13 protein-coding genes and 3 rRNA genes (1 of these 16 only partly in view) are annotated in these 18,709 nt (G+C 63.3%); 9 read left to right on the forward strand and 7 right to left on the reverse strand.

From position 1 onward, the window contains the following. From DT603_RS13180 to rpoH, 4 genes are all read left to right on the forward strand, one after another. Window positions 1–2,300 (forward strand): 23S ribosomal RNA (locus tag DT603_RS13180); it begins 566 nt to the left of the window's first position. 132 nt (window positions 2,301–2,432) lie between these two features. Continuing rightward, window positions 2,433–2,547 (forward strand): 5S ribosomal RNA (rrf, locus tag DT603_RS13185). Between the two features lie 111 nt (window positions 2,548–2,658). Next, window positions 2,659–2,773, forward strand: a 5S ribosomal RNA gene (rrf, locus tag DT603_RS13190). Window positions 2,774–3,573: 800 nt separating this feature from the next. Continuing rightward, window positions 3,574–4,446 (forward strand): RNA polymerase sigma factor RpoH, encoded by an 873-nt coding sequence (gene rpoH, locus DT603_RS13195; RefSeq protein ID WP_162350531.1) that lies wholly within the window; start codon window positions 3,574–3,576, stop codon window positions 4,444–4,446. A gap of 499 nt (window positions 4,447–4,945) precedes the next feature. Here rpoH and DT603_RS13200 read toward each other — a convergent pair whose 3' ends face one another. The 3 genes from DT603_RS13200 to DT603_RS13210 form a co-directional block, all read right to left on the reverse strand. Further along, on the reverse strand, window positions 4,946–6,226 hold the full coding sequence (locus DT603_RS13200) for an NAD(P)/FAD-dependent oxidoreductase (RefSeq protein WP_162350532.1): 1,281 nt from the start codon (window positions 6,224–6,226) through the stop codon (window positions 4,946–4,948). Then, the gene (locus tag DT603_RS13205; protein WP_162350445.1) at window positions 6,223–7,539 is read right to left on the reverse strand and encodes an MFS transporter; all 1,317 of its coding nucleotides are present in this window, start codon (window positions 7,537–7,539) and stop codon (window positions 6,223–6,225) included. The genes DT603_RS13200 and DT603_RS13205 overlap by 4 nt, the downstream gene beginning before the upstream one ends. A 236-nt stretch (window positions 7,540–7,775) precedes the next feature. After that, entirely contained in the window at window positions 7,776–10,004 is a 2,229-nt protein-coding gene (locus DT603_RS13210) for a primosomal protein N' (protein ID WP_162350446.1), read from the reverse strand. 457 nt (window positions 10,005–10,461) lie between these two features. Between DT603_RS13210 and DT603_RS13215 the strand changes: the two genes are divergently transcribed. Beyond that, a complete protein-coding gene (locus DT603_RS13215; protein ID WP_162350447.1) occupies window positions 10,462–11,463 on the forward strand; it encodes a hypothetical protein in 1,002 nt (333 codons plus the stop codon). Beyond that, window positions 11,450–12,088, forward strand: a complete 639-nt coding sequence (locus DT603_RS13220; protein ID WP_162350448.1) for a DUF3106 domain-containing protein — start codon at window positions 11,450–11,452, stop codon at window positions 12,086–12,088. Before DT603_RS13215 ends, DT603_RS13220 begins: the two co-directional genes overlap by 14 nt. Here DT603_RS13220 and DT603_RS13225 read toward each other — a convergent pair. Further along, entirely contained in the window at window positions 12,082–12,393 is a 312-nt protein-coding gene (locus DT603_RS13225; RefSeq protein ID WP_162350449.1) for a DUF4286 family protein, read from the reverse strand. The genes DT603_RS13220 and DT603_RS13225 overlap by 7 nt on opposite strands. A 165-nt stretch (window positions 12,394–12,558) precedes the next feature. Between DT603_RS13225 and DT603_RS13230 the strand changes: the two genes are divergently transcribed. Further along, window positions 12,559–13,953 carry an MATE family efflux transporter gene (locus DT603_RS13230; RefSeq protein WP_162350450.1) on the forward strand — a complete coding sequence of 465 codons (1,395 nt, stop codon included), beginning with the start codon at window positions 12,559–12,561 and terminating at the stop codon, window positions 13,951–13,953. 51 nt (window positions 13,954–14,004) lie between these two features. Then, a complete protein-coding gene (sppA, locus tag DT603_RS13235) occupies window positions 14,005–15,906 on the forward strand; it encodes a signal peptide peptidase SppA (protein WP_162350451.1) in 1,902 nt (633 codons plus the stop codon). 54 nt (window positions 15,907–15,960) lie between these two features. On the opposite strand, the gene DT603_RS13240 is transcribed toward sppA, so the two are convergent. Next, window positions 15,961–16,197 carry a hypothetical protein gene (locus DT603_RS13240; protein WP_162350452.1) on the reverse strand — a complete coding sequence of 79 codons (237 nt, stop codon included), beginning with the start codon at window positions 16,195–16,197 and terminating at the stop codon, window positions 15,961–15,963. 69 nt (window positions 16,198–16,266) lie between these two features. Here DT603_RS13240 and DT603_RS13245 point away from each other — a divergent pair, with 69 nt between their 5' ends. Beyond that, window positions 16,267–17,043 carry an SDR family oxidoreductase gene (locus tag DT603_RS13245; RefSeq protein ID WP_162350453.1) on the forward strand — a complete coding sequence of 259 codons (777 nt, stop codon included), beginning with the start codon at window positions 16,267–16,269 and terminating at the stop codon, window positions 17,041–17,043. Between the two features lie 310 nt (window positions 17,044–17,353). Here the strand turns inward: DT603_RS13245 and DT603_RS13250 are convergent, their stop codons facing one another. After that, window positions 17,354–18,019, reverse strand: coding sequence for a DUF4124 domain-containing protein (locus DT603_RS13250; RefSeq protein ID WP_162350454.1), 666 nt, complete (start codon window positions 18,017–18,019; stop codon window positions 17,354–17,356). Continuing rightward, on the reverse strand, window positions 18,019–18,684 hold the full coding sequence (locus DT603_RS13255; protein ID WP_162350455.1) for a DUF4124 domain-containing protein: 666 nt from the start codon (window positions 18,682–18,684) through the stop codon (window positions 18,019–18,021). The genes DT603_RS13250 and DT603_RS13255 overlap by 1 nt, the downstream gene beginning before the upstream one ends. Window positions 18,685–18,709 lie beyond the last annotated feature (25 nt).

The following is an 18,709-nucleotide window of genomic DNA, read 5'->3' on the forward strand; positions in this document are numbered from 1 at the left end:
GACTTACTGTTCGTGGCAAGCTTAACCGTATAGGGGAGGCGAAGGGAAACCGAGTCTGATAAGGGCGCATAGTCGCGGGCAGTAGACCCGAAACCGGGTGATCTAGTCATGCCCAGGGTGAAGGTGCCGTAACAGGTACTGGAGGCCCGAACCCACGTCTGTTGCAAAAGACGGGGATGAGGTGTGATTAGGAGTGAAAAGCTAATCGAACCCGGAGATAGCTGGTTCTCCTCGAAAGCTATTTAGGTAGCGCCTCATACGAATCTTCTTGGGGGTAGAGCACTGTTATGGCTAGCGGGCCATCGAGGCTTAGCAAACCATTGCAAACTCCGAATACCAAGACAGACTATATGGGAGACACACGGCGGGTGCTAACGTCCGTCGTGAAAAGGGAAACAACCCAGACCCACAGCTAAGGTCCCAAATTTATCGCTAAGTGGTGAACGATGTGGAAAGGCACAGACAGCCAGGAGGTTGGCTTAGAAGCAGCCACCCTTTAAAGAAAGCGTAATAGCTCACTGGTCGAGTCGGTCTGCGCGGAAGATTTAACGGGGCTAAGCGATGAACCGAAGCTTGGGGTGTGCATCTTTTGATGTACGCGGTAGAGGAGCGTTCCGTAAGCCGTTGAAGGTGGATTGAGAAGTCTGCTGGAGGTATCGGAAGTGCGAATGCTGACATGAGTAACGATAATGCGGGTGAAAAACCCGCACGCCGAAAGCCCAAGGTTTCCTTGCGCAACGTTAATCGACGCAGGGTTAGTCGGCCCCTAAGGCGAGGGCGAAAGCCGTAGTCGATGGAAAGCAGTTTAATATTACTGCACCTCGCGTAAGTGCGATGGAGGGACGGAGAAGGTTAGGCAAGCCAGGCGTTGGTTGTCCTGGTGAGAGAACTGAGGCAGAACCCTTTGGCAAATCCGGGGGTTTAATGTTGAGGTTAAGGACCAGTCCTTTTGGACGAGGTTGCCGATATCACGCTTCCAGGAAAAGCTCCTAAGCTTCAGCTTACGCAGACCGTACCGTAAACCGACACAGGTGGGTAGGATGAGAATTCTCAGGCGCTTGAGAGAACTCGGGTGAAGGAACTAGGCAAAATAGCACCGTAACTTCGGGAGAAGGTGCGCCTCTTCTGGTTAATAGCTGGGGGAGGCCGAAGTGACCAGGCCGCTGCGACTGTTTATCAAAAACACAGCACTCTGCAAACACGAAAGTGGACGTATAGGGTGTGACGCCTGCCCGGTGCTGGAAGGTTAATTGATGGGGTCAGCCGCAAGGCGAAGCTCTTGATCGAAGCCCCAGTAAACGGCGGCCGTAACTATAACGGTCCTAAGGTAGCGAAATTCCTTGTCGGGTAAGTTCCGACCTGCACGAATGGCGTAACGACAGCGGCGCTGTCTCCACCCGAGACTCAGTGAAATTGAAATCGCTGTGAAGATGCAGCGTTCCCGTGGCAAGACGGAAAGACCCCGTGAACCTTTACTATAGCTTTACATTGAACGTTGAGTTCGTCTGTGTAGGATAGGTGGGAGGCTTTGAAGCGATGGCGCTAGCTGTCGTGGAGCCAACCTTGAAATACCACCCTGTCGTGCTTGACGTTCTAACCTAGCTCCGTAATCCGGAGCGGGGACCATGTATGGTGGGTAGTTTGACTGGGGCGGTCTCCTCCCAAAGAGTAACGGAGGAGCACGAAGGTACGCTCAGCGCGGTCGGACATCGCGCACTGTGTGCAAAGGCATAAGCGTGCTTGACTGCGAGATCGACGGATCAAGCAGGTACGAAAGTAGGTCTTAGTGATCCGGTGGTTCTGTATGGAAGGGCCATCGCTCAACGGATAAAAGGTACTCCGGGGATAACAGGCTGATACCGCCCAAGAGTTCATATCGACGGCGGTGTTTGGCACCTCGATGTCGGCTCATCACATCCTGGGGCTGTAGTCGGTCCCAAGGGTATGGCTGTTCGCCATTTAAAGTGGTACGCGAGCTGGGTTCAGAACGTCGTGAGACAGTTCGGTCCCTATCTGCCATGGGCGTTGGAGATTTGAGAGGGGCTGCTCCTAGTACGAGAGGACCGGAGTGGACGAACCTCTGGTGTTCCGGTTGTCACGCCAGTGGCACTGCCGGGTAGCTACGTTCGGAAGCGATAACCGCTGAAAGCATCTAAGCGGGAAGCGCGCCTCAAGATGAGATCTCCCGGGGCACAAGCCCCCTAAAGGAACGATGAAGACTACGTCGTTGATAGGTCAGGTGTGTAAGTGCAGTAATGCATTGAGCTAACTGATACTAATGATCCGTGCGGCTTGACCATATAACCTCAAGTTGCTTTAGCCTCGACACACGTCGAATTGAAAACCAAATAGCAAACTACTTCCCAAGACCAAACGTGAGACAGGCGCCACTCCTATTTTTTTATAGGTATGAGCGACGCTCCAACCGTCTCCCTGGTGAAATTAGCGCTGTGGAACCACCCGATCCCATCCCGAACTCGGAAGTGAAACGCAGCTGCGCCGATGGTAGTGTGGCTTAAGCCATGCAAGAGTAGGTCATCGCCAGGGTCTTACCCCAAAACGCCATCCCGAAAGGGATGGCGTTTTTCTATTCAAAACCTTCATGAGAGACCGGCGCTACTCCCGTGTTATGGGTATGAGCGACGCTCCAACAGTTTCCCTGATGAAATTAGCGCTGTGGAACCACCCGATCCCATCCCGAACTCGGAAGTGAAACGCGGCTGCGCCGATGGTAGTGTGGCTTAAGCCATGCAAGAGTAGGTCATCGTCAGGGTCTTATACCGAAACGCCATCCCCGAAAGGGTGGCGTTTTTCTTTGCGTGAAATTGTGTGCCGATGCCTGGATGGGGAAGTGCACGTCGACTTGTTGCCTAGAGCACAAGGCGAATGCCTCAGTTTGCAGCGTAAGCACTGCCGATACGGATCCGGCTTCGTTGGCCAGGGGTGCCGCATGAGCCGCAAGCCTTTACTACAGCCGTTGCGCCCATCCGCTGCGTCGCCGACGATCGCGTTTCGCACGCGGTTAGCCCTCGGCAACTCCAGATTTCCTGGCTGTTTATAGAATAGGCATGGACAAGTAAGTTTGCCTCTGCGGGACAACTAATAGCCGGCCGATTCAAGCCGTTGGCGACTTTGCGATAACAGCGCGAGCAACATCAGGATTTTCGTAGCAACCGCGGGCGACAGCTGATGAGTCGAAGCTGTAGCTGAATTTATCCAGCGTCATTAAGCAGAATCCGATTGTTCGGTGGACCACGGGCCATGGAATTGGCCGAACTATATTCGACGCCATGATCGGGTTGCGACCCGCAAGATGTGCTGTGGCGATTGCCGGGCTTGGAATGCTCCCGATAGAGGTGGGACGCGGCCTGCGCCGGTCTGAAAATTGGCAGTGACGGAGGCCGATCCATAGGCAGGCCACACAAGATCCCCTTTGGCGCGCCGCCAGAAAATTCATGTAATTCAGTAGGATGCGTAGATCAGGTATTGATTTGCTGTTCCAGCAGCGAAACAATGGAACTACTTTGTTGGTTAGCAGTCTTACCTAGCGACTGCTAAAATGAGCCCATGAACATGAATCCTGCAACCACCGCCATGGTGGCTAACAACTTGCCCATTCCCAATGCACTCGGCTCGCTCGATGCCTATATTGGCGCGGTGCATCAGATCCCGGTGCTGACGGTTGATGAAGAGCAGAGCCTGGCTCGCCGGTTCCGCGATGCCGAGGATCTCGACGCCGCGCGTGAGCTGGTTCATTCGCACCTGCGTTTCGTGGTGCACGTCGCCCGAGGCTATAACGGCTACGGGCTGCAGTTGGGCGACCTGATCCAGGAAGGCAATATTGGCCTGATGAAAGCAGTCAAGCGCTTCGACCCGGAGATGGGAGTGCGCCTGGTGAGTTTCGCCGTGCACTGGATTCGTGCCGAGATGCATGAATTCATCCTCAAGAACTGGCGCATCGTAAAAGTCGCGACGACCAAGGCGCAACGCAAGTTGTTCTTCAACCTGCGCAAGTCGAAAACGCGATTGGGCTGGATGAATGATGCGGAAGTCACTGCGGTGGCGGCTGATCTGAAGGTGTCGAAACGCGAAGTCCTGGAGATGGAATCGCGTCTTTCCGGCCGTGACATCGGCTTCGATGCGCCTTCCGATGACGATGACGATCATTCGCCGCCAGCGCCCGGCGCCTACCTGATGACCCAGGATGAGGACCCGTCACAGGCGTATGAGCGTGCTGATACCGACGGCAACAAACTGGAGTTGTTGCGCGAAGGAATGGCCGGCCTGGACGAGCGTTCGCGTGACATCATCATGCGTCGCTGGTTGGATGATGACAGCAAGATCACGCTCCAGGAATTGGCCGATGAGTACGGTGTGTCCGCCGAACGCATTCGTCAGATCGAGGCCAACGCCCTGAAAAAAATGAAGGCGCTGTTTGCGGCCTGAGCATTTTCCAGATTCTTGGAAAGGACAAAAAAGCCCGGGAAACCGGGCTTTTTCTTGGATGAAGGTGTCTGAATATTTGCGAGCCAGGTCTGGATAGAAGGATGCCGTAGGACGGCATCCCTGGGTTCCAGACCATCTTGAAATCCATGTTGCGTTGCTCTTTCCGAAGAGACACCGACCTCATTCAACACCGAAGTGCGCAGGTGCGGATTCAAAGTCAGGGTCGTCAATGGATGCGTGCGGAGCATCCTGCCGCGCCAGTTTTTCTGGTGTGTGGTTCACCGCCATGCGTGCGTGCGAACGGCCAGCAGAGCAGTCACGACGCGAGCAGAATGATGTTCCGCGACATCGTTACGCTCACGTGCTCGCGAGATAAGGGATCCGCAACGACTTGATGATGAAACGAGTGCAAGGCCCACGGCGAACGAGGGATTTTGCGCTTTTTCTTGCGGTTCCGCTGCGCTGCTATTGCACGCCGACCGCGTGAAAAAGTCGGACGCTACGGCTGGCGGTCCTGACGCACTTGGCCAGCCTCGTCACTGCCCAGGATGATGCGGGCGCCGCGCTGGTAGCTCCAATACGCCCAGGTCCAGTTGAGCAGGACGATCAGGCGGTTGCGGAAACCGATCAGGAAGAACACATGCGCGGCCAGCCAGAACCACCACGCCAGCACGCCGGACAATTTCAGTCTGCCGAAATGCACGATGGCCGCCATTCGGCCGATGGTCGCAAGGTTGCCGTAGTCCTTGTAGGCGAATGCGGGCGCCGGCCTGTCCTGCAATCTGGCATGTATCGCATTGGCCACATGGCGGCCCATCTGCTTGGCGGCCGGTGCAACACCCGGGACGGGTTTGCCGTCTTGTTGTACCGAAGCCAGGTCGCCGGCGATGAAGATATTCGGATAGCCGGGCGCGCTGAGGTCCGGATTCACAAGAACGCGGCCCGCTCGATCAAGCGGAACCCCGAGCGATCTAGCCAGTGGCGATGCCGCTACGCCGGCGGCCCACACTACGGTACGCGCCGCGATGAACTCATCGCCTAATTGATACCCGCACTCATTGATGTCGGTAACGGCTTTGCCGGTCGAGACCTCCACGCCGAGCTTTCGTAGTTGCCGGCACGCTTTTGCCGACAGGTCCTCGGGAAAAGACGACAGCACGCGTGGCCCGGCTTCTATGAGTCGCACCCGCGCGTCGGATGGATTGATGTTGCGGAACTCATTGACCAGGGTATGACGCGCGATCTCCGCCAGTGTGCCGGCCAGCTCCACCCCCGTGGGCCCGCCGCCGACGATGGCGAAGCTGAGCCAGGCGGCGCGCTTGGCGGGATCTGCTTCTGCTTCTGCACGCTCGAAGGCGAGTAGCAGATGGCGGCGCAGGTGCAAGGCATCATCCAGGGTCTTCAATCCCGGAGCATGCGCTGCCCACTGGTCGTGGCCGAAATAGGCGTGGGTGGCACCGCTGGCCAGCAACAGATAGTCGAAGTCCAGTCTGGTTCCATCATCCAGCACGATGCCCTTGCCGGCCGCATCGATGTCGGCCACTTCAGCAAGCCTGATTTCCACGTTTCGTTGCTTGCGCAGGATATGCCGCAACGGCGCGGCGATATCCGGGGAAGACAGCCCGGCGGTGGCCACCTGATAAAGAAGCGGCTGGAACAGATGATGATTGCAGCGATCTATCAGGGTAATGCGGACCGCAGCAGCGTCCAGCGCGCGTGTTGCCCACAATCCACCGAAACCACCGCCGACGATGACGACATGCGGAACGATTGCGCTCATATAGGTGGCTCCTTGTCGTCGAGGTCGATGCGGGAATGGTGCCTGGTGTCGCGCATGAAGACATAGACCAGCAACGAGCATCCGATGCAGCCGGCAACGTACCAGTAATAGTGGGATTCATGGCCCGCGTTCTTGAGCCATAAGGCAATGTATTCGGCAGTGCCGCCGAACAGCGATACCGTCAGGGCATAAGGCAAGCCCACGCCCAGCGCGCGGATATGGGCTGGGAAGAGTTCGGCCTTCACCACGGCGTTGATGGCGGTATAGCCGCTGACGATCACCAGTCCCGACATGACCCAGCCGAAAGCCGCCAATGGCGTCTGCGCGCCCGCCATGCCGTGCATGATCGGAATGGTCAGGGCGGTACCCAGCACGCCGAATGCGATCAGCACGGGCCGCCGTCCGGTGCGGTCCGACAACGCTCCCACCAGCGGCTGCAGCAGCATGAAAACCAGCAGGGAAACAGCGGAAATCAGCGTCGCGTCGGCTTTGCTGAAGCCTGCAGTGTTGGCCAGGAACTTCTGCGCGTAGGTGGTGTAGGTGTAGAACGCCAGCGTGCCGCCCATGGTCAGGCCGACGACGGTCGCCACTTCGCGTGGATGCTGCAGCAGCACCCGCAGGCTGCTGCGTTGCCCCGCCTTCGGCTGCTGGCTGACGCGGGCAAAGGACTCGGTTTCCTGCATGCTGCGCCGCAGATAGAGCGCAGTTACCGCGCAGGCCGCGCCGATCACGAACGGAATGCGCCAGCCCCAGTCATGCAGTTCCTGTTCGCTGAGCAGGAAACGCTGCAGCACGATCAACACCGCAAGCGCCAGCAACTGGCCCATCACTAGCGTCACGTACTGGAAGCTGGACCAGAACCCGCGGTGCTGCGACTGCGCCATTTCGCTGAGGTAGGTGGCCGAGGTGCCGTACTCGCCGCCCACGCTGAGTCCCTGCAGCAGGCGTGCGATCAGCAGCAACACGGGGGCCGCGTAGCCGATGCGATCGAATCCCGGAGTCAGCGCGATCATCAGCGAGCCCGCGCACATCAACAGCACCGAGGCCATCAATGCCGCCTTGCGTCCCTTGCGGTCTGCATACAGGCCCATCAGCCAGCCGCCGACTGGCCGCATCAGGAAGCCCACCGCGAAGACCGCAGCGGTATTCATCAATTGCGCGGTGCTGTCGCCCTCGGGGAAAAATGCATGCGCGAAATACAGCGAGAAGGCGGAGTACACATACCAGTCGTACCACTCCACCAGGTTGCCGACCGATCCACTGAAGATGCTACGCAGGCGCTGGCGGGGAGTAATGGAATCGGCGCTGCGCATCCGGCGGTTGATTCTGTGCAGATGAGGGTTAGGTTAACCCAGTTGCGGCAGGCCGCTGCGGCAAGGCAGGCCCGGGACGGCATCTGAGTGCAAGGCAATGGAAGGTTGAATGATTCGGCGAAAAGCACGAGTGCGCGTTCGGCACCAACCAGTGCATCCAGCCGTGGTTGCCTCTCAAGCAGCCGGATGGGAGCGAGCCAAACCGTTGGCAGCAGACGCTGACTGTGGCGAGTCGGTCAATACAGGTCCAGCGGATCCACATCCAGGGACCAGCGAACCTTGCGGGCGTCTGGTAGTGCGTAGATCAGTGGCAGCGCTGCATCCAGTAGCGCGTGCAGGTCGCGGCGGCTCGACGAAGACAGCAGCAGCTGCATGCGGTGCATGCCGGCGCGACGCGACATGGGGGCAGGCAAGGGGCCCTGTATTTCGGGTGTGGCGCGTGCTTCCGCACGGGCCTCGCCACGGCTTTCGGCGGGTGCCAGCAAGGCTTTGGCGGCCTGAAGGAACCCGGTCGCCACCTCCATATGGCCTGCCTCGGCCCGCAGCAAAGCCAGGTGCGCGAAGGGGGGGAAGCCCGCGGCCTGGCGCTGTGCCAGCTCGGCTTCCGCGAAGGCGTGATAGCCGCCGTTGATCAGCGTGTGCAGCAATGGGTGCTCGGGATGGTGCGTCTGCAACCAGACCTCGCCAGGTTTGTGGGCGCGACCGGCGCGGCCTGAAACCTGGATCAGTTGCTGGGCGAGTTTCTCACCCGCGCGGAAATCGGAAGAGAACAGGCCTTCGTCCACACCCACCACCACCACCAGGGTAAGGTGCGGCAGGTCGTGGCCCTTGGCCAGGATCTGCGTGCCGACGAGGATGCCGGGACCCTCGCCCAGCTGCTGCAGATGGCCGGCCAGGGCATCGCGTTTTTGGGTGGTGCTGCGGTCGATGCGCAACACGGGCACGTCGCTGAATTTTTCCAGCAGCATTTCTTCGATGCGTTCGGTGCCTATGCCCTGCGGCTGCAGGGCCAGGCCACCGCAATCCGGGCAGGCCGGAGGCACGCCCTGGCGCGCTCCGCAATGGTGGCATTGCAGGCGACGACCGGCGCCGTGCACGGTCATCGGCGAGCTCCTGGCAGGCGTGCCGCAACGCCGGCACTGCGCGCTCCAGCCGCAGTCGTGGCACATCAGCACCGGTGCGTAGCCGCGCCGGTTCTTGAACACCAGCACCTGCCCGCCAGCCACAAGCGCACCGCCGATCGCGGCAAGCGTGTCGCGCGACAGGCCTGCTTCCAGTGGACGCTTGCGCAGATCCTGCACTCGAACCGAAGGAGGTTGGGCTTCGCCGGCACGATGATTCAGGCGCAGGTGTCGATAGCGACCACCCATGGCGTTGTGCAGCGATTCCAGCGAGGGCGTGGCGCTGCCCAGGATCACCGGCACGTCCAGGGCCTTGCCGCGGACCAGGGCGAAGTCGCGTGCGTGGTAGCGCATGCCGTCCTGCTGCTTGTAGCTGCCGTCATGTTCCTCGTCGACGATGATCAAGCCCGCTTCGGGCAGCGGAGTGAACACCGCCGAGCGTGTGCCGACCGCCACCCTGGCCTCGCCGCGAGCGAAGGCTGCCCAGCCGCGCGCGCGTTCGCCATCATTCAAACCGGAGTGCAGCGCCAGTACCGGCACACCGAGCCGCTGTCTGAAACGCGCCAGTGTCTGCGGGGTCAGCCCGATTTCCGGCACCAGCACCAGCGCCTGCCTGCCGCGGCGCAGGCAGTCGGCGATGGCATGCAGGTAAACCTCGGTCTTGCCGCTACCGGTCACGCCGTCGAGCAGGATCGGGGCGAATCCGCGCGCCTCCAGGATCGTTGCCACCGCCGCCTCCTGCTGCGGATTCAGTGCAGGTCCGGGCTGCGGGTCGGGGGCCAGCGTCGATGAGGCAACGGCGACGCGCTCCGCAAGCTCACGCTTTGCCAGTGCGCGGGCCGCGGTGCGCCAGTCCTGCATCAGCAAGGCCAGGGCGTCTTCGTCCCGCGGTGAAGCCAGCAGCAGCGAGGCCAGGCGCTGCGGACGCGACCCCGTCCGCAGCCTTGGCGCCTCGTCCATGCCCTGTGCGGTCAGCCGCCATGCCCAGGCGTGGGTATCGGGCAGCGGGTCCCCCTGGCGCAGGGTGACGGGCAGGGCGGTGGCCAATACCTCCCCCAGCGGCGTGTGGGTATAGCGCGCCAGCCAGCGCAATGAGTCCAGCAGCTCACCCTGCAACAGGGCCGTAGTGTCCAGCACGGCCACGGCGTGGCGCAGTTCCGGCGCATCGGCGGACGGAATGCCGGTGGCTACCACCAGCCCGGTCAGCTCGCGCGAGCCGAACGGAACCCGCACGCGTTTGCCCACGTCGCTTGGCGTCACGACATGGCCGACGGGGGGCAGGTAGTCGAAATGGCGCGGCAGGGGCACCGGCAACGCGACCTGGAACAGGGAATCGGATGGCATTGACGCCAGTTTACCGATCGCGGCTCAGGCCCCGCAGCGCGGCCTCAGTTGCGTGTCATTGTTGTGTGAAGATTCACGAAAAGCACGCAAGTGACCGCCGTGGTTGGAGATTCTGCTTTATCCACACGGTCTGTGGATAAAACTGTGCATGAAAGCATTGCTCCACGCTCTTCACGGCCTGCTGCAAGGTCCTGCGTGAAGTTGGCTAAAAAAGCGCCAAGCTTGTAATGTCGATTGCAATCAATAACTTACCCGTGAAACAGGAATGTCATCAAGGAGCAGCGACCGGTCCGGGCCAGGCCCATGACATTCCGATGACGGCTGTGCACAACATTTCCAGGCTGAAACCCTTGTGGTGCTTGGGAGAGCGGATTTCACGGAGCTGTCAAGCAATTTTTGCGACCCGTGCACGCCTGGCCCGAAGCTATGATGCGGCGACGTTCCCGCCGATTCCCCGATGCCCAGCAATCTGAATGACGCCGCGTCCGCACCGGCCGCACTCTCTGCCTTCCTGCGCGGCATCGAACGACGCGGCGCACTGTTCGCCGAGCTGCAATGTGGTGACCCGGAGGCCGGTGACGCGGCCCTGGCCGCATCCATGCGCGCCTTCCGGACCCATGCCGGCACCGTGCCCATGGCGGACTGGCCGCGGCGCTTCTGGGCGCTGTTGGTGGCCAACCCGCAGCTACGCCAGACGACCGCCACCGCCGCCTGGCCGCCTGCGCTGCAATCGCTGGCGGCCCTGGAACCTTCCCGGCGCCAGGCGCTGCTGCTGCGGCTGGCGGCCAGCCTGCCCGAGGCGGAAGCCGCTGCGGTGCTAGGGATCGATGCGACCCACTACGAACAGGCGCTGGCTGCTGCCTGCCCGCGCGATGCCGAGGACCGGCCCGATGCCGCGGCCTGGCGCGCGTTGGCCGAAACCATCCAGCAGCGGTTGCGCGACCTGCCGCCACAACGGCTCGCACGACTGGCCGCCCTGCGCGAGGCGGCGATCAAGGGCAGCCGCCTCGAACGTAGCGGCGCAGCCGCAGGGGCTGCAGGCCGCCAGCACGCGGACCGACCAGCTTCACGTCGACGTTGGCCCTGGGTGGCCCTGGTGGTGGCGCTGTGCCTGGCGGCGCTGGCCGCGACCTGGTGGTGGCCGCAGTTGAACCCTTCAGAATCCGCTGCCGTAGTCGATGAAGGCGTGCGGCCCCTGCAGGAACCGGTCGATATCCGCAGCGAACCGCTCCCTGCACAGGAACCGGCGGGCCGCTTCGATGCCGCCGAGGGAGTGCTGATGCATCCGGATTTCGAATTGCTGAGCCAGGTGCATGAGGAAGCGGTCGCCCAACAGGCTGATTTCCTGGCATGGATTGCCAGCGGCGCCGATACGTTACCTGGAAGCCCGTCCACGGACGACGCGGCCAGCCCCCCGCCCGCCGTCACCGGCACGGAGACCACCGATGCCCGGTTCTAGTCAATGGCTGCCCGCACATTGGTGGCGACGTCCGTCCTTGGCCGGCATGCTCGGACTGTTGCTGCTGGCGGGCCTGCCCGTGATGGCGTCGGCCGCGGCCCCGGGCGAAGCGCGGATGCTGAAGGATCGCGAGGCGGCCTTGCAGGCCATGACGCCCGAGCAGCGCAACCGTTTCGGACAGGCGCTGGCCGCATGGAATGCATTGCCACGTGGTGTACGCGAGGAACGGCGTGCGCGTTTCCAGGCCTGGTTGCAGCTGGCCCCCGGCGATCGGGCCCGCCTGCGGGCGCTGGCCGCCGAGGTCGAAACCTACCCGCCCGAGCGCCGCCAGGCGTTGCGCCAGCAATTCGATGCACTCGACGATGTGCAGCGCCACGGCTGGCGCCTGGGGCCGGTACTGGGCGCGCAGTACGCACAGCTGCATCCGCTCCTGGCTTATGTGCCTGAAGCACAGCGCCAGCCGCTGCTGGCCAGGCTTCGTGGCATGGACGCGCAGCAGCGCGGTGAGCTGGCCCTGCTTGCGCAGCGCACGCCCCCGCAAGACCGGCAGGCGCTGCGCAGCGAACTTCTGGCCACCCCGGCGGCCGCGATTTCCAACTGGCTCGCTCACCGCCTGGGTCAGTAGCCGCCTACGTCCCGCAGTACCCGCCGACTTGCCCGGAAGCGATCACCGAAGCGGCTGACCCCATCGGCGCGCATGCGCCCGGCATGCACGCGCAGGTAGTCGTCCAGCGCCGACTGGTCCACCAGTTCGTACTGGGTGCAGAAGGTTGCCTCGGTGGTGCTGGCGTCGCCCACGATTTCCAGGATGCGCGCGCCGATGAAGCCGGGCAGCGCGAGCATTTCCCGTACGTGTCCGCCCAGCCACTGGCGGTATTCGGTCGCGATTTCGTTCTGCACCGAAAGATTGACTTCGTAGATTACGGACATGGGACACGGACACTGGAAAGCCTTGGTCGCTCTGCAACCAACGCATCGAACCCGGTGCGCAGGCCAGGTTGCCGCCGGGCGACGGCCCATGCGCGGTTACCATGTCGCCCTGCCACGACCCGGCCACGGCGCATCCGCGCTTCCGCTGTCGGGCCCAGAATCCGGATGTCGCCGCAACCCCTCACCCCCACGCGCTTCGGCAGCGAAGTACGCACCACCGCCACGCTCGCCTTGCCGCTGGTCCTGGGCCACGTGTCCACCGGCCTGATCGGCTTCGTCGACAACGTGATTGCCGGCCACCACGGCACGCAGACGCTGGCAGCGGTCACCATCGGCACCGCGCTGTTGTGGCTGCCGATGATGGTGCCGATCGGCACGCTGATCTCGCTGACCGCCTCGGTGTCGCAGTTGAACGGCGCCGGCCGGCGCGACGAGATCGGCCCGCTGTTCCGCCAGGCGCTGTGGCTGGCGCTGGGGCTGGGCTTGCTGATGTTCGCCTTCCTCAGCTTCATTCCCTATGCGTTGGCTCCATTCGGCATCGGCGCGGAAATCATCCCCGGTGCAAAAGGCTTCCTGCACGGCATCCGCTGGGGCGCGCCGGCGCTGACCCTGTTCTTCTGCATGCGTTACCTGAGCGAGGGCATGCACTGGACCCTGCCGACGATGCTGATCGGGTTCGGCGGCCTGGCCCTGCTGGCGCCGCTGGGGTATGTTTTTACCTTCGGCCGCTACGGAGTGCCGGAGATGGGGGCGGCCGGCCTGGGTATCGCCTCGGCCATCATGATGTGGTCGCAGGCTGCCGCCTTCGCACTCTATCTGTGGAATACCGGACGTTTCGCCCACCTGCAATTGTTTGCCCGCTTCGATGGCCCGCAGGCCAGGCCCATCGCGCAGCTGTTGCGCACCGGCTTGCCGATCGGCGTGACCGTACTGATGGAAGGCGGGCTCTTCATCGCCACCGCCCTGTTGATCGCGCGGCTGGGCGCCGTGCCCGCGGCCGCGCACCAGATCGCGATCAATGTGTCGGCGTTGTGTTTCATGATCCCGATGGGAGTGGCCGAAGCCACCACGGTGCGGGTGGGGCATGCGCTGGGCATGGGCGACGCGGCCGGCATCCGCCGCGCCGCGCATGCCGGCTACGTGATCGTGCTGGGCACGCAGGCCCTGTCCGCCACCGCATTGTTGTTGGGCCATGGTGCCGTGGTGGCGCTGTACACGCGGGACCTGGCGGTGGCGGGCCTGGCCGGCAGCCTGCTCCTGTATGCGGCGGCGTTCCAGTTTCCCGACGGCATCCAGGTGCTGTCTGCCGGCGCGCTGCGTGGGCTGAAGGACACGCGCGTGCCGATGTGGCTGGCGGTGCTGTCGTACTGGGGTCTGGGCATGCCGCTGGGCATCGGCCTGGGCCTGGGCCTGGGGTGGGGGCCGCAAGGCATGTGGATGGGATTGATCCTGGGCCTGACCGCCGCGGCGGTATTGATGGCCGCGCGCTTCCAGCGCAGCAGCCGGCGCCTGCTGCGATCGGCCTTGCCCAGTGCCACCAGTGACTTACGGGGCATGTAAGCAAGGCACGCAACCGGTAAGCTGGTCACAGTTATCCGGAGCTCGCCCCCCATGAATCAAGTCGTCCATCGCGGTCCCATCGCCGCCTTCTTCGTCGGCCTGTGGAACGTGATGAATTTCACCCGCAGGCTGATCCTGAATTTCCTGTTCTTCGGCCTGCTGTTCCTGTTGCTGGTGATCTTCGTGGCGGCGGTCGGTCGCGGCAACGGCGTCAAGCCGCTGCTGGAACGCACCACCCTGGTGATCGCGCCGGAAGGCAAGCTGGTCGAGCAGTACAGCGCCGACCCGGCCACGCGTGCGCTGGCCAAGGCCTTCGGCGACAAGAACGCCGCTGAGATCCAGTTGCGCGACCTGGTCCGCGGCATCGACGCCGCCAGGGACGACAAGAACATCGAACGCGTACTGCTGCGCGTGGACCAGCTGCAGCCCAGCGGCTATGCCTCGATGCGCGAGGTCGCCGCCGCTCTTGCACGCCTGCGTGATTCCGGCAAGCAGGTCGTGGCCTTCGGCGAGAACCTGGAACAGTCGCAATACCTGCTGGCCGCGCAGGCCAACGAGGTCTACATCGACCCGATGGGCAGCATGCTGCTGGAAGGCCTTGGCCGCTATCGCCAGTACTACCGCCAGGGCCTGCAGGACAAGCTGGGCGTGGACGTCCACCTGTTCCGCGTGGGTGAGTTCAAGTCCGCCGCCGAGCCCTACATCCTGGATGCCGCATCGAAGGAATCCAAGGAAGCCGACCTGTTCTGGATGAACGACATCTGGCAGCGCTACCTGGCCGACATCGCCAAGGCGCGCAAGCTGACGCCGGAACAACTGGCCTCGGGTATCGACACCATGCCCGAAGGCATCGCGGCCGCGGGTGGCGACCTGGCCAAGTTCGCGCTGCAGCAGAAGCTGGTCGACGGACTGAAGACGCAGGAAGAAATCGAGACCCTGCTGACCCAGCGTGGCGTGGCCGACGAGGATTCGGACAATGGGTTCCGCAGCATCGCACTGCCCGCCTACCTGGCCCAGATCGACGCCAAGCACCTGAAGATCGGTGATGAGCGTCCGCAGGTCGCGGTGGTCATCGCTTCGGGTGAAATCACCGACGGCGAGCAGCCGGCCGGCACCGTGGGTGGCAAGTCGACCTCGGCGCTGCTGCGCGAGGCCCGCGACGACGAAGACGTGAAGGCCGTGGTGCTGCGCGTGGATTCTCCCGGCGGCGGCGTATACCCGTCCGAGGAAATCCGCCGCGAAGTCGCCGCGCTGAAGGCCGCCGGCAAGCCGGTGGTGGTGTCGATGGGCGACCTGGCCGCATCGGGTGGCTACTGGATCTCGATGAACGCCGACCGCATCTATGCCGATCCCTCGACCATCACCGGTTCCATCGGCATCTTCGGCCTGATCCCCAACGTCACCCGCACCCTGGACAAGGTGGGCGTGCATACCGACGGCGTCGGCACCACGCGTTTCGCCGGTGCCTTCGACATCAGCCGGCCGATGGACCCGGCGGTGGGCCGGGTGATCCAGTCGGTGATCGACAAGGGCTACGCCGATTTCACCGGCAAGGTCGCGGCGGCGCGCAAGAAGTCGGTGGAAGAGATCGATTCGATCGCACGCGGCCGGGTGTGGAGCGGCGCGCAGGCGAAGGAACGCGGACTGGTCGACGAGCTTGGCGGCTTCGAAGCCGCGTTGGCCGATGCGGCCGCGCGCGCCAAGCTGGGCAAGCCGGACGCCTACCGCGTGCGTTACATCGAGAAGATGAGCTCGCCGTTTTCGCAGTTCATGGGCGGCTTCGCCGGCAGCCGCATGGGCGCTGCCTGGCTGAAGGATTCCAGCTTCGCCCGCGCCCTGCTGGCCAAGGCCATGCCGGAGACGGACGCGCAGTTGCGCTTCGTCGAAGAGGCCGCCAGCAACCGCAACGGCGCCCCGGTGAAAGGCCTGGTGTACTGCTTCTGCGGATTGTGACTGGTTGAAGCTCTTTCCTCGCAACGAGGAAGGAGTGGGGCCATGTACTAACGGCTACTGGGTTGCGGCGTCGATCGCCGCGCGCTGGTCATCGGCGGCCTGCTGGCTCGCTGCGTCCACGGCCTTGGCCCTGTCGATCGGTTGCTGGATCGCGTCGCGGAGCTGGGTGGCATCTGCGGTGGCGGCCTTGGGTTCGGGCGGTTTGTCGGTGGGCGGCGGCTCCGGTTTGCACGCGGACAGCGCCAGCAGTGGGAGTGCCAGGCAGGCGCTACGCAACAGGTTCGTTTTCATCAAGGTCGTCTCCGCGGGGCGTGGCGGTATGCTAACCCCATCCAACACTGGCGCTGCAGAGGCGATGCGATGACCCCGAACCGCTGGCGACTGGACGGACAACTGGCGCTGGTGACTGGCGCCAGCGCCGGCATCGGCCTGGCGATCACCCGCGAACTGCTGGGTTTCGGCGCCGACCTGATGCTGGTGGCGCGCGACGCCGACGCGCTGGAAGCGGTGCGCGACGAGTTGCTGGAGGAGTTCCCCGATCGCGGCATCCACGCCATGGCCGCCGACGTGGCCAACGACGAGGATCGCCGCGAAATCCTGGACTGGGTCGAAGACCACGCCGATGGCCTCAACATCCTGGTCAACAACGCCGGCGGCAACCTGACCAAGGCCACGGTGGACTACACCGAGGAGGAATGGCGCGGCATCTTCGAGATCAACCTGTTCTCGGCGTTCGAGCTTTCGCGTTACGCGCATCCGCTGCTGACCCGGCATGCGGTCTCCAGCATCGTCAATGTGGGCAGCGTCTCGGGCGTGACCGCGGTGCGCAGCGGCGCGCCCTACGGCATGACCAAGGCCGCGCTGCAGCAGCTCACCCGCAACCTGGCGGTGGAATGGGCCGAGGATGGCGTGCGCGTCAATGCAGTGGCGCCCTGGTACATCCGTACCCGCCGCACCTCGGGCAAATTGGCCAATGCGGACTACTACGAGGAAGTGATCGATCGCACGCCGATGCGGCGCATCGGCGAACCGGAGGAAGTGGCGGCGGCGGTGGGGTTCCTGTGCCTGCCCGCGGCCAGCTATATCACCGGCGAATGCATCGCCGTGGATGGCGGCTTCCTGCGCTACGGGTTTTGAGCCCGTTCTGCGAACGGGAAGAAGGGGCTTGGCGGCTGTTGTAGGAGCGACGCGAGTCGCGAAGCATGCAGCGTCGGATTGCCAACATCTTCCGTAACCATGATTTACCGGCTTGGCGACTCGCGTCGCTCCTGCAACGACCTGGCCAAATCATTCCGCGCCCGCCGCGACGAGGCAGGGACAGGACGTGGCGATGCATTGGCCTCGCAGCGTCGATATGGTTCGGCTGCTCTTGGCTGTTTGACCGGACAGCCGCTGGCAAGCTTGACTCGTCTGGGATCAGCGGCCCGGACGTTTCCAGCAAACGCTGTTACCTGCCGCAGGTGCTCTCGCGGTAGATCTTCTGCGCGCGCTCGAACTCGATCTTGTTCTTTTCCTCGTTGCCGACGCGGGCGAAACGCCAGGCCACTTCGGTCTCGCCTACGCGCTTCTTCCAGGCATCGCACAGTGCGCCATCGGCAACACGGGCGCATTCGTCGCGTTTCATTTCGCAGGCTTCGCCGGCGCCCGTCTGCGGATTGCCGTCCAATCCTACCGTCTGCATCGCCACGCAGCGTGACTTGGGCTCGTCGCTCTCGGTGATGTAGCTGTCCTTGTCGTAGGTGATGCACTGGAACAGCACCGGCGGCGGCAAACGGGCCGAGTCGGCAATCGGGGCAGGCGTCTGCACGGGTTCCGCCGGGATGATCTCCGAGGCCGGTCGGGAAGGCGGGCTCGCCGCGGCAGCCGGCGCGGGCGGTGCCGCTGGCTTGGCCGCCGTGCCCGGAGTCGCGCGGGCCGGCGTGGCTGCCGAACCCATGGGGATGGTGTTGACGCCCTGCATCACCTTCTTTTCCTGCCGGTCGCCCTTGGGACAGGGCATGTTCTGCAGGGTCAGCGCGCCGCTTGCATCGGTGCAGCGATAGAACACCACTTCATTGGCTGACGCATCCAGCGCGCACAGCGACAGGGCCAGCAACAGGGTTTGCATTTTCATCAGGGGTTTCCGCAATCGTTGTCGATACGCGCATCGATGCCGCGTTGTTCCAGTTCCAGTTGCCGCCGTTCGCTTTGCAGCGCGCTGTTGTAGCGACGGATGATTTCATACCTGCGATCAGAGAGGCGCGAACAGACTTCCTCCTGCGGCAGGGCGTGGCACTCATCGCGCACCCAGGTGCCGCCGGCGGGCAGCAACACGCCCGCCTGCGGTGGAGGACGATAGCCGCCATCGGGACGGTCGCGCGGTGGTCGGTGGCCGTTGCCGCCGCCGCGGTGCGACCAGGCTGGATAGCCTGCCGCCCACAAGGGCAGCCAGCGCGGATTGCCTTCGCCATTGTCGCTGGCGTAGCGCTCGCCCTCGGCAGTGACGCATTCGTACATCGGCCGGGCCGGCATGCGGTAGACCACTTGTACTTCGCGCCTCGGTGCCACGGCGGGCGGCGCTGGGGGCTTTGCCGGAGCCACGCCCGCTGCCGCGTCCTTCGGGCGCAGCATCGAGCGGACCTGTTGGGTTTCGCCCTTGGCGCAAGGCGAGTCGCGCAAGGTCAACTTGCCACTGGCCGCGACGCAGCGATAGATCAGCACGTCCGCAGCTGCCGCCGGCACAGCGAGCGGCGTGATCAAGGTGCAGGCCAGCAAGGGCAATAGGTACAGGGAACGCATGCGCGCATCTTGCTCGCATCGGCAG

Source organism: Pseudoxanthomonas gei (assembly GCF_010119615.1).
Classification (GTDB): domain Bacteria; phylum Pseudomonadota; class Gammaproteobacteria; order Xanthomonadales; family Xanthomonadaceae; genus Pseudoxanthomonas_A; species Pseudoxanthomonas_A gei.

What these genes read in the sequence shown, in the direction of transcription:
- sppA (WP_162350451.1), top strand. Translation starts at nt 14,005, where the DNA reads ATGAATCAAGTCGTCCATCGCGGTCCCATCGCCGCCTTCTTCGTCGGC.
- DT603_RS13245 (WP_162350453.1), top strand. Translation starts at nt 16,267, where the DNA reads ATGACCCCGAACCGCTGGCGACTGGACGGACAACTGGCGCTGGTGACT.
- DT603_RS13210 (WP_162350446.1), bottom strand. Translation starts at nt 10,004, where the DNA reads ATGCCATCCGATTCCCTGTTCCAGGTCGCGTTGCCGGTGCCCCTGCCG.
- DT603_RS13255 (WP_162350455.1), bottom strand. Translation starts at nt 18,684, where the DNA reads ATGCGTTCCCTGTACCTATTGCCCTTGCTGGCCTGCACCTTGATCACG.
- rpoH (WP_162350531.1), top strand. Translation starts at nt 3,574, where the DNA reads ATGAATCCTGCAACCACCGCCATGGTGGCTAACAACTTGCCCATTCCC.
- DT603_RS13240 (WP_162350452.1), bottom strand. Translation starts at nt 16,197, where the DNA reads ATGAAAACGAACCTGTTGCGTAGCGCCTGCCTGGCACTCCCACTGCTG.
- DT603_RS13225 (WP_162350449.1), bottom strand. Translation starts at nt 12,393, where the DNA reads ATGTCCGTAATCTACGAAGTCAATCTTTCGGTGCAGAACGAAATCGCG.
- DT603_RS13230 (WP_162350450.1), top strand. Translation starts at nt 12,559, where the DNA reads ATGTCGCCGCAACCCCTCACCCCCACGCGCTTCGGCAGCGAAGTACGC.
- DT603_RS13205 (WP_162350445.1), bottom strand. Translation starts at nt 7,539, where the DNA reads ATGCGCAGCGCCGATTCCATTACTCCCCGCCAGCGCCTGCGTAGCATC.
- DT603_RS13250 (WP_162350454.1), bottom strand. Translation starts at nt 18,019, where the DNA reads ATGAAAATGCAAACCCTGTTGCTGGCCCTGTCGCTGTGCGCGCTGGAT.
- DT603_RS13200 (WP_162350532.1), bottom strand. Translation starts at nt 6,226, where the DNA reads ATGAGCGCAATCGTTCCGCATGTCGTCATCGTCGGCGGTGGTTTCGGT.
- DT603_RS13215 (WP_162350447.1), top strand. Translation starts at nt 10,462, where the DNA reads ATGCCCAGCAATCTGAATGACGCCGCGTCCGCACCGGCCGCACTCTCT.
- DT603_RS13220 (WP_162350448.1), top strand. Translation starts at nt 11,450, where the DNA reads ATGCCCGGTTCTAGTCAATGGCTGCCCGCACATTGGTGGCGACGTCCG.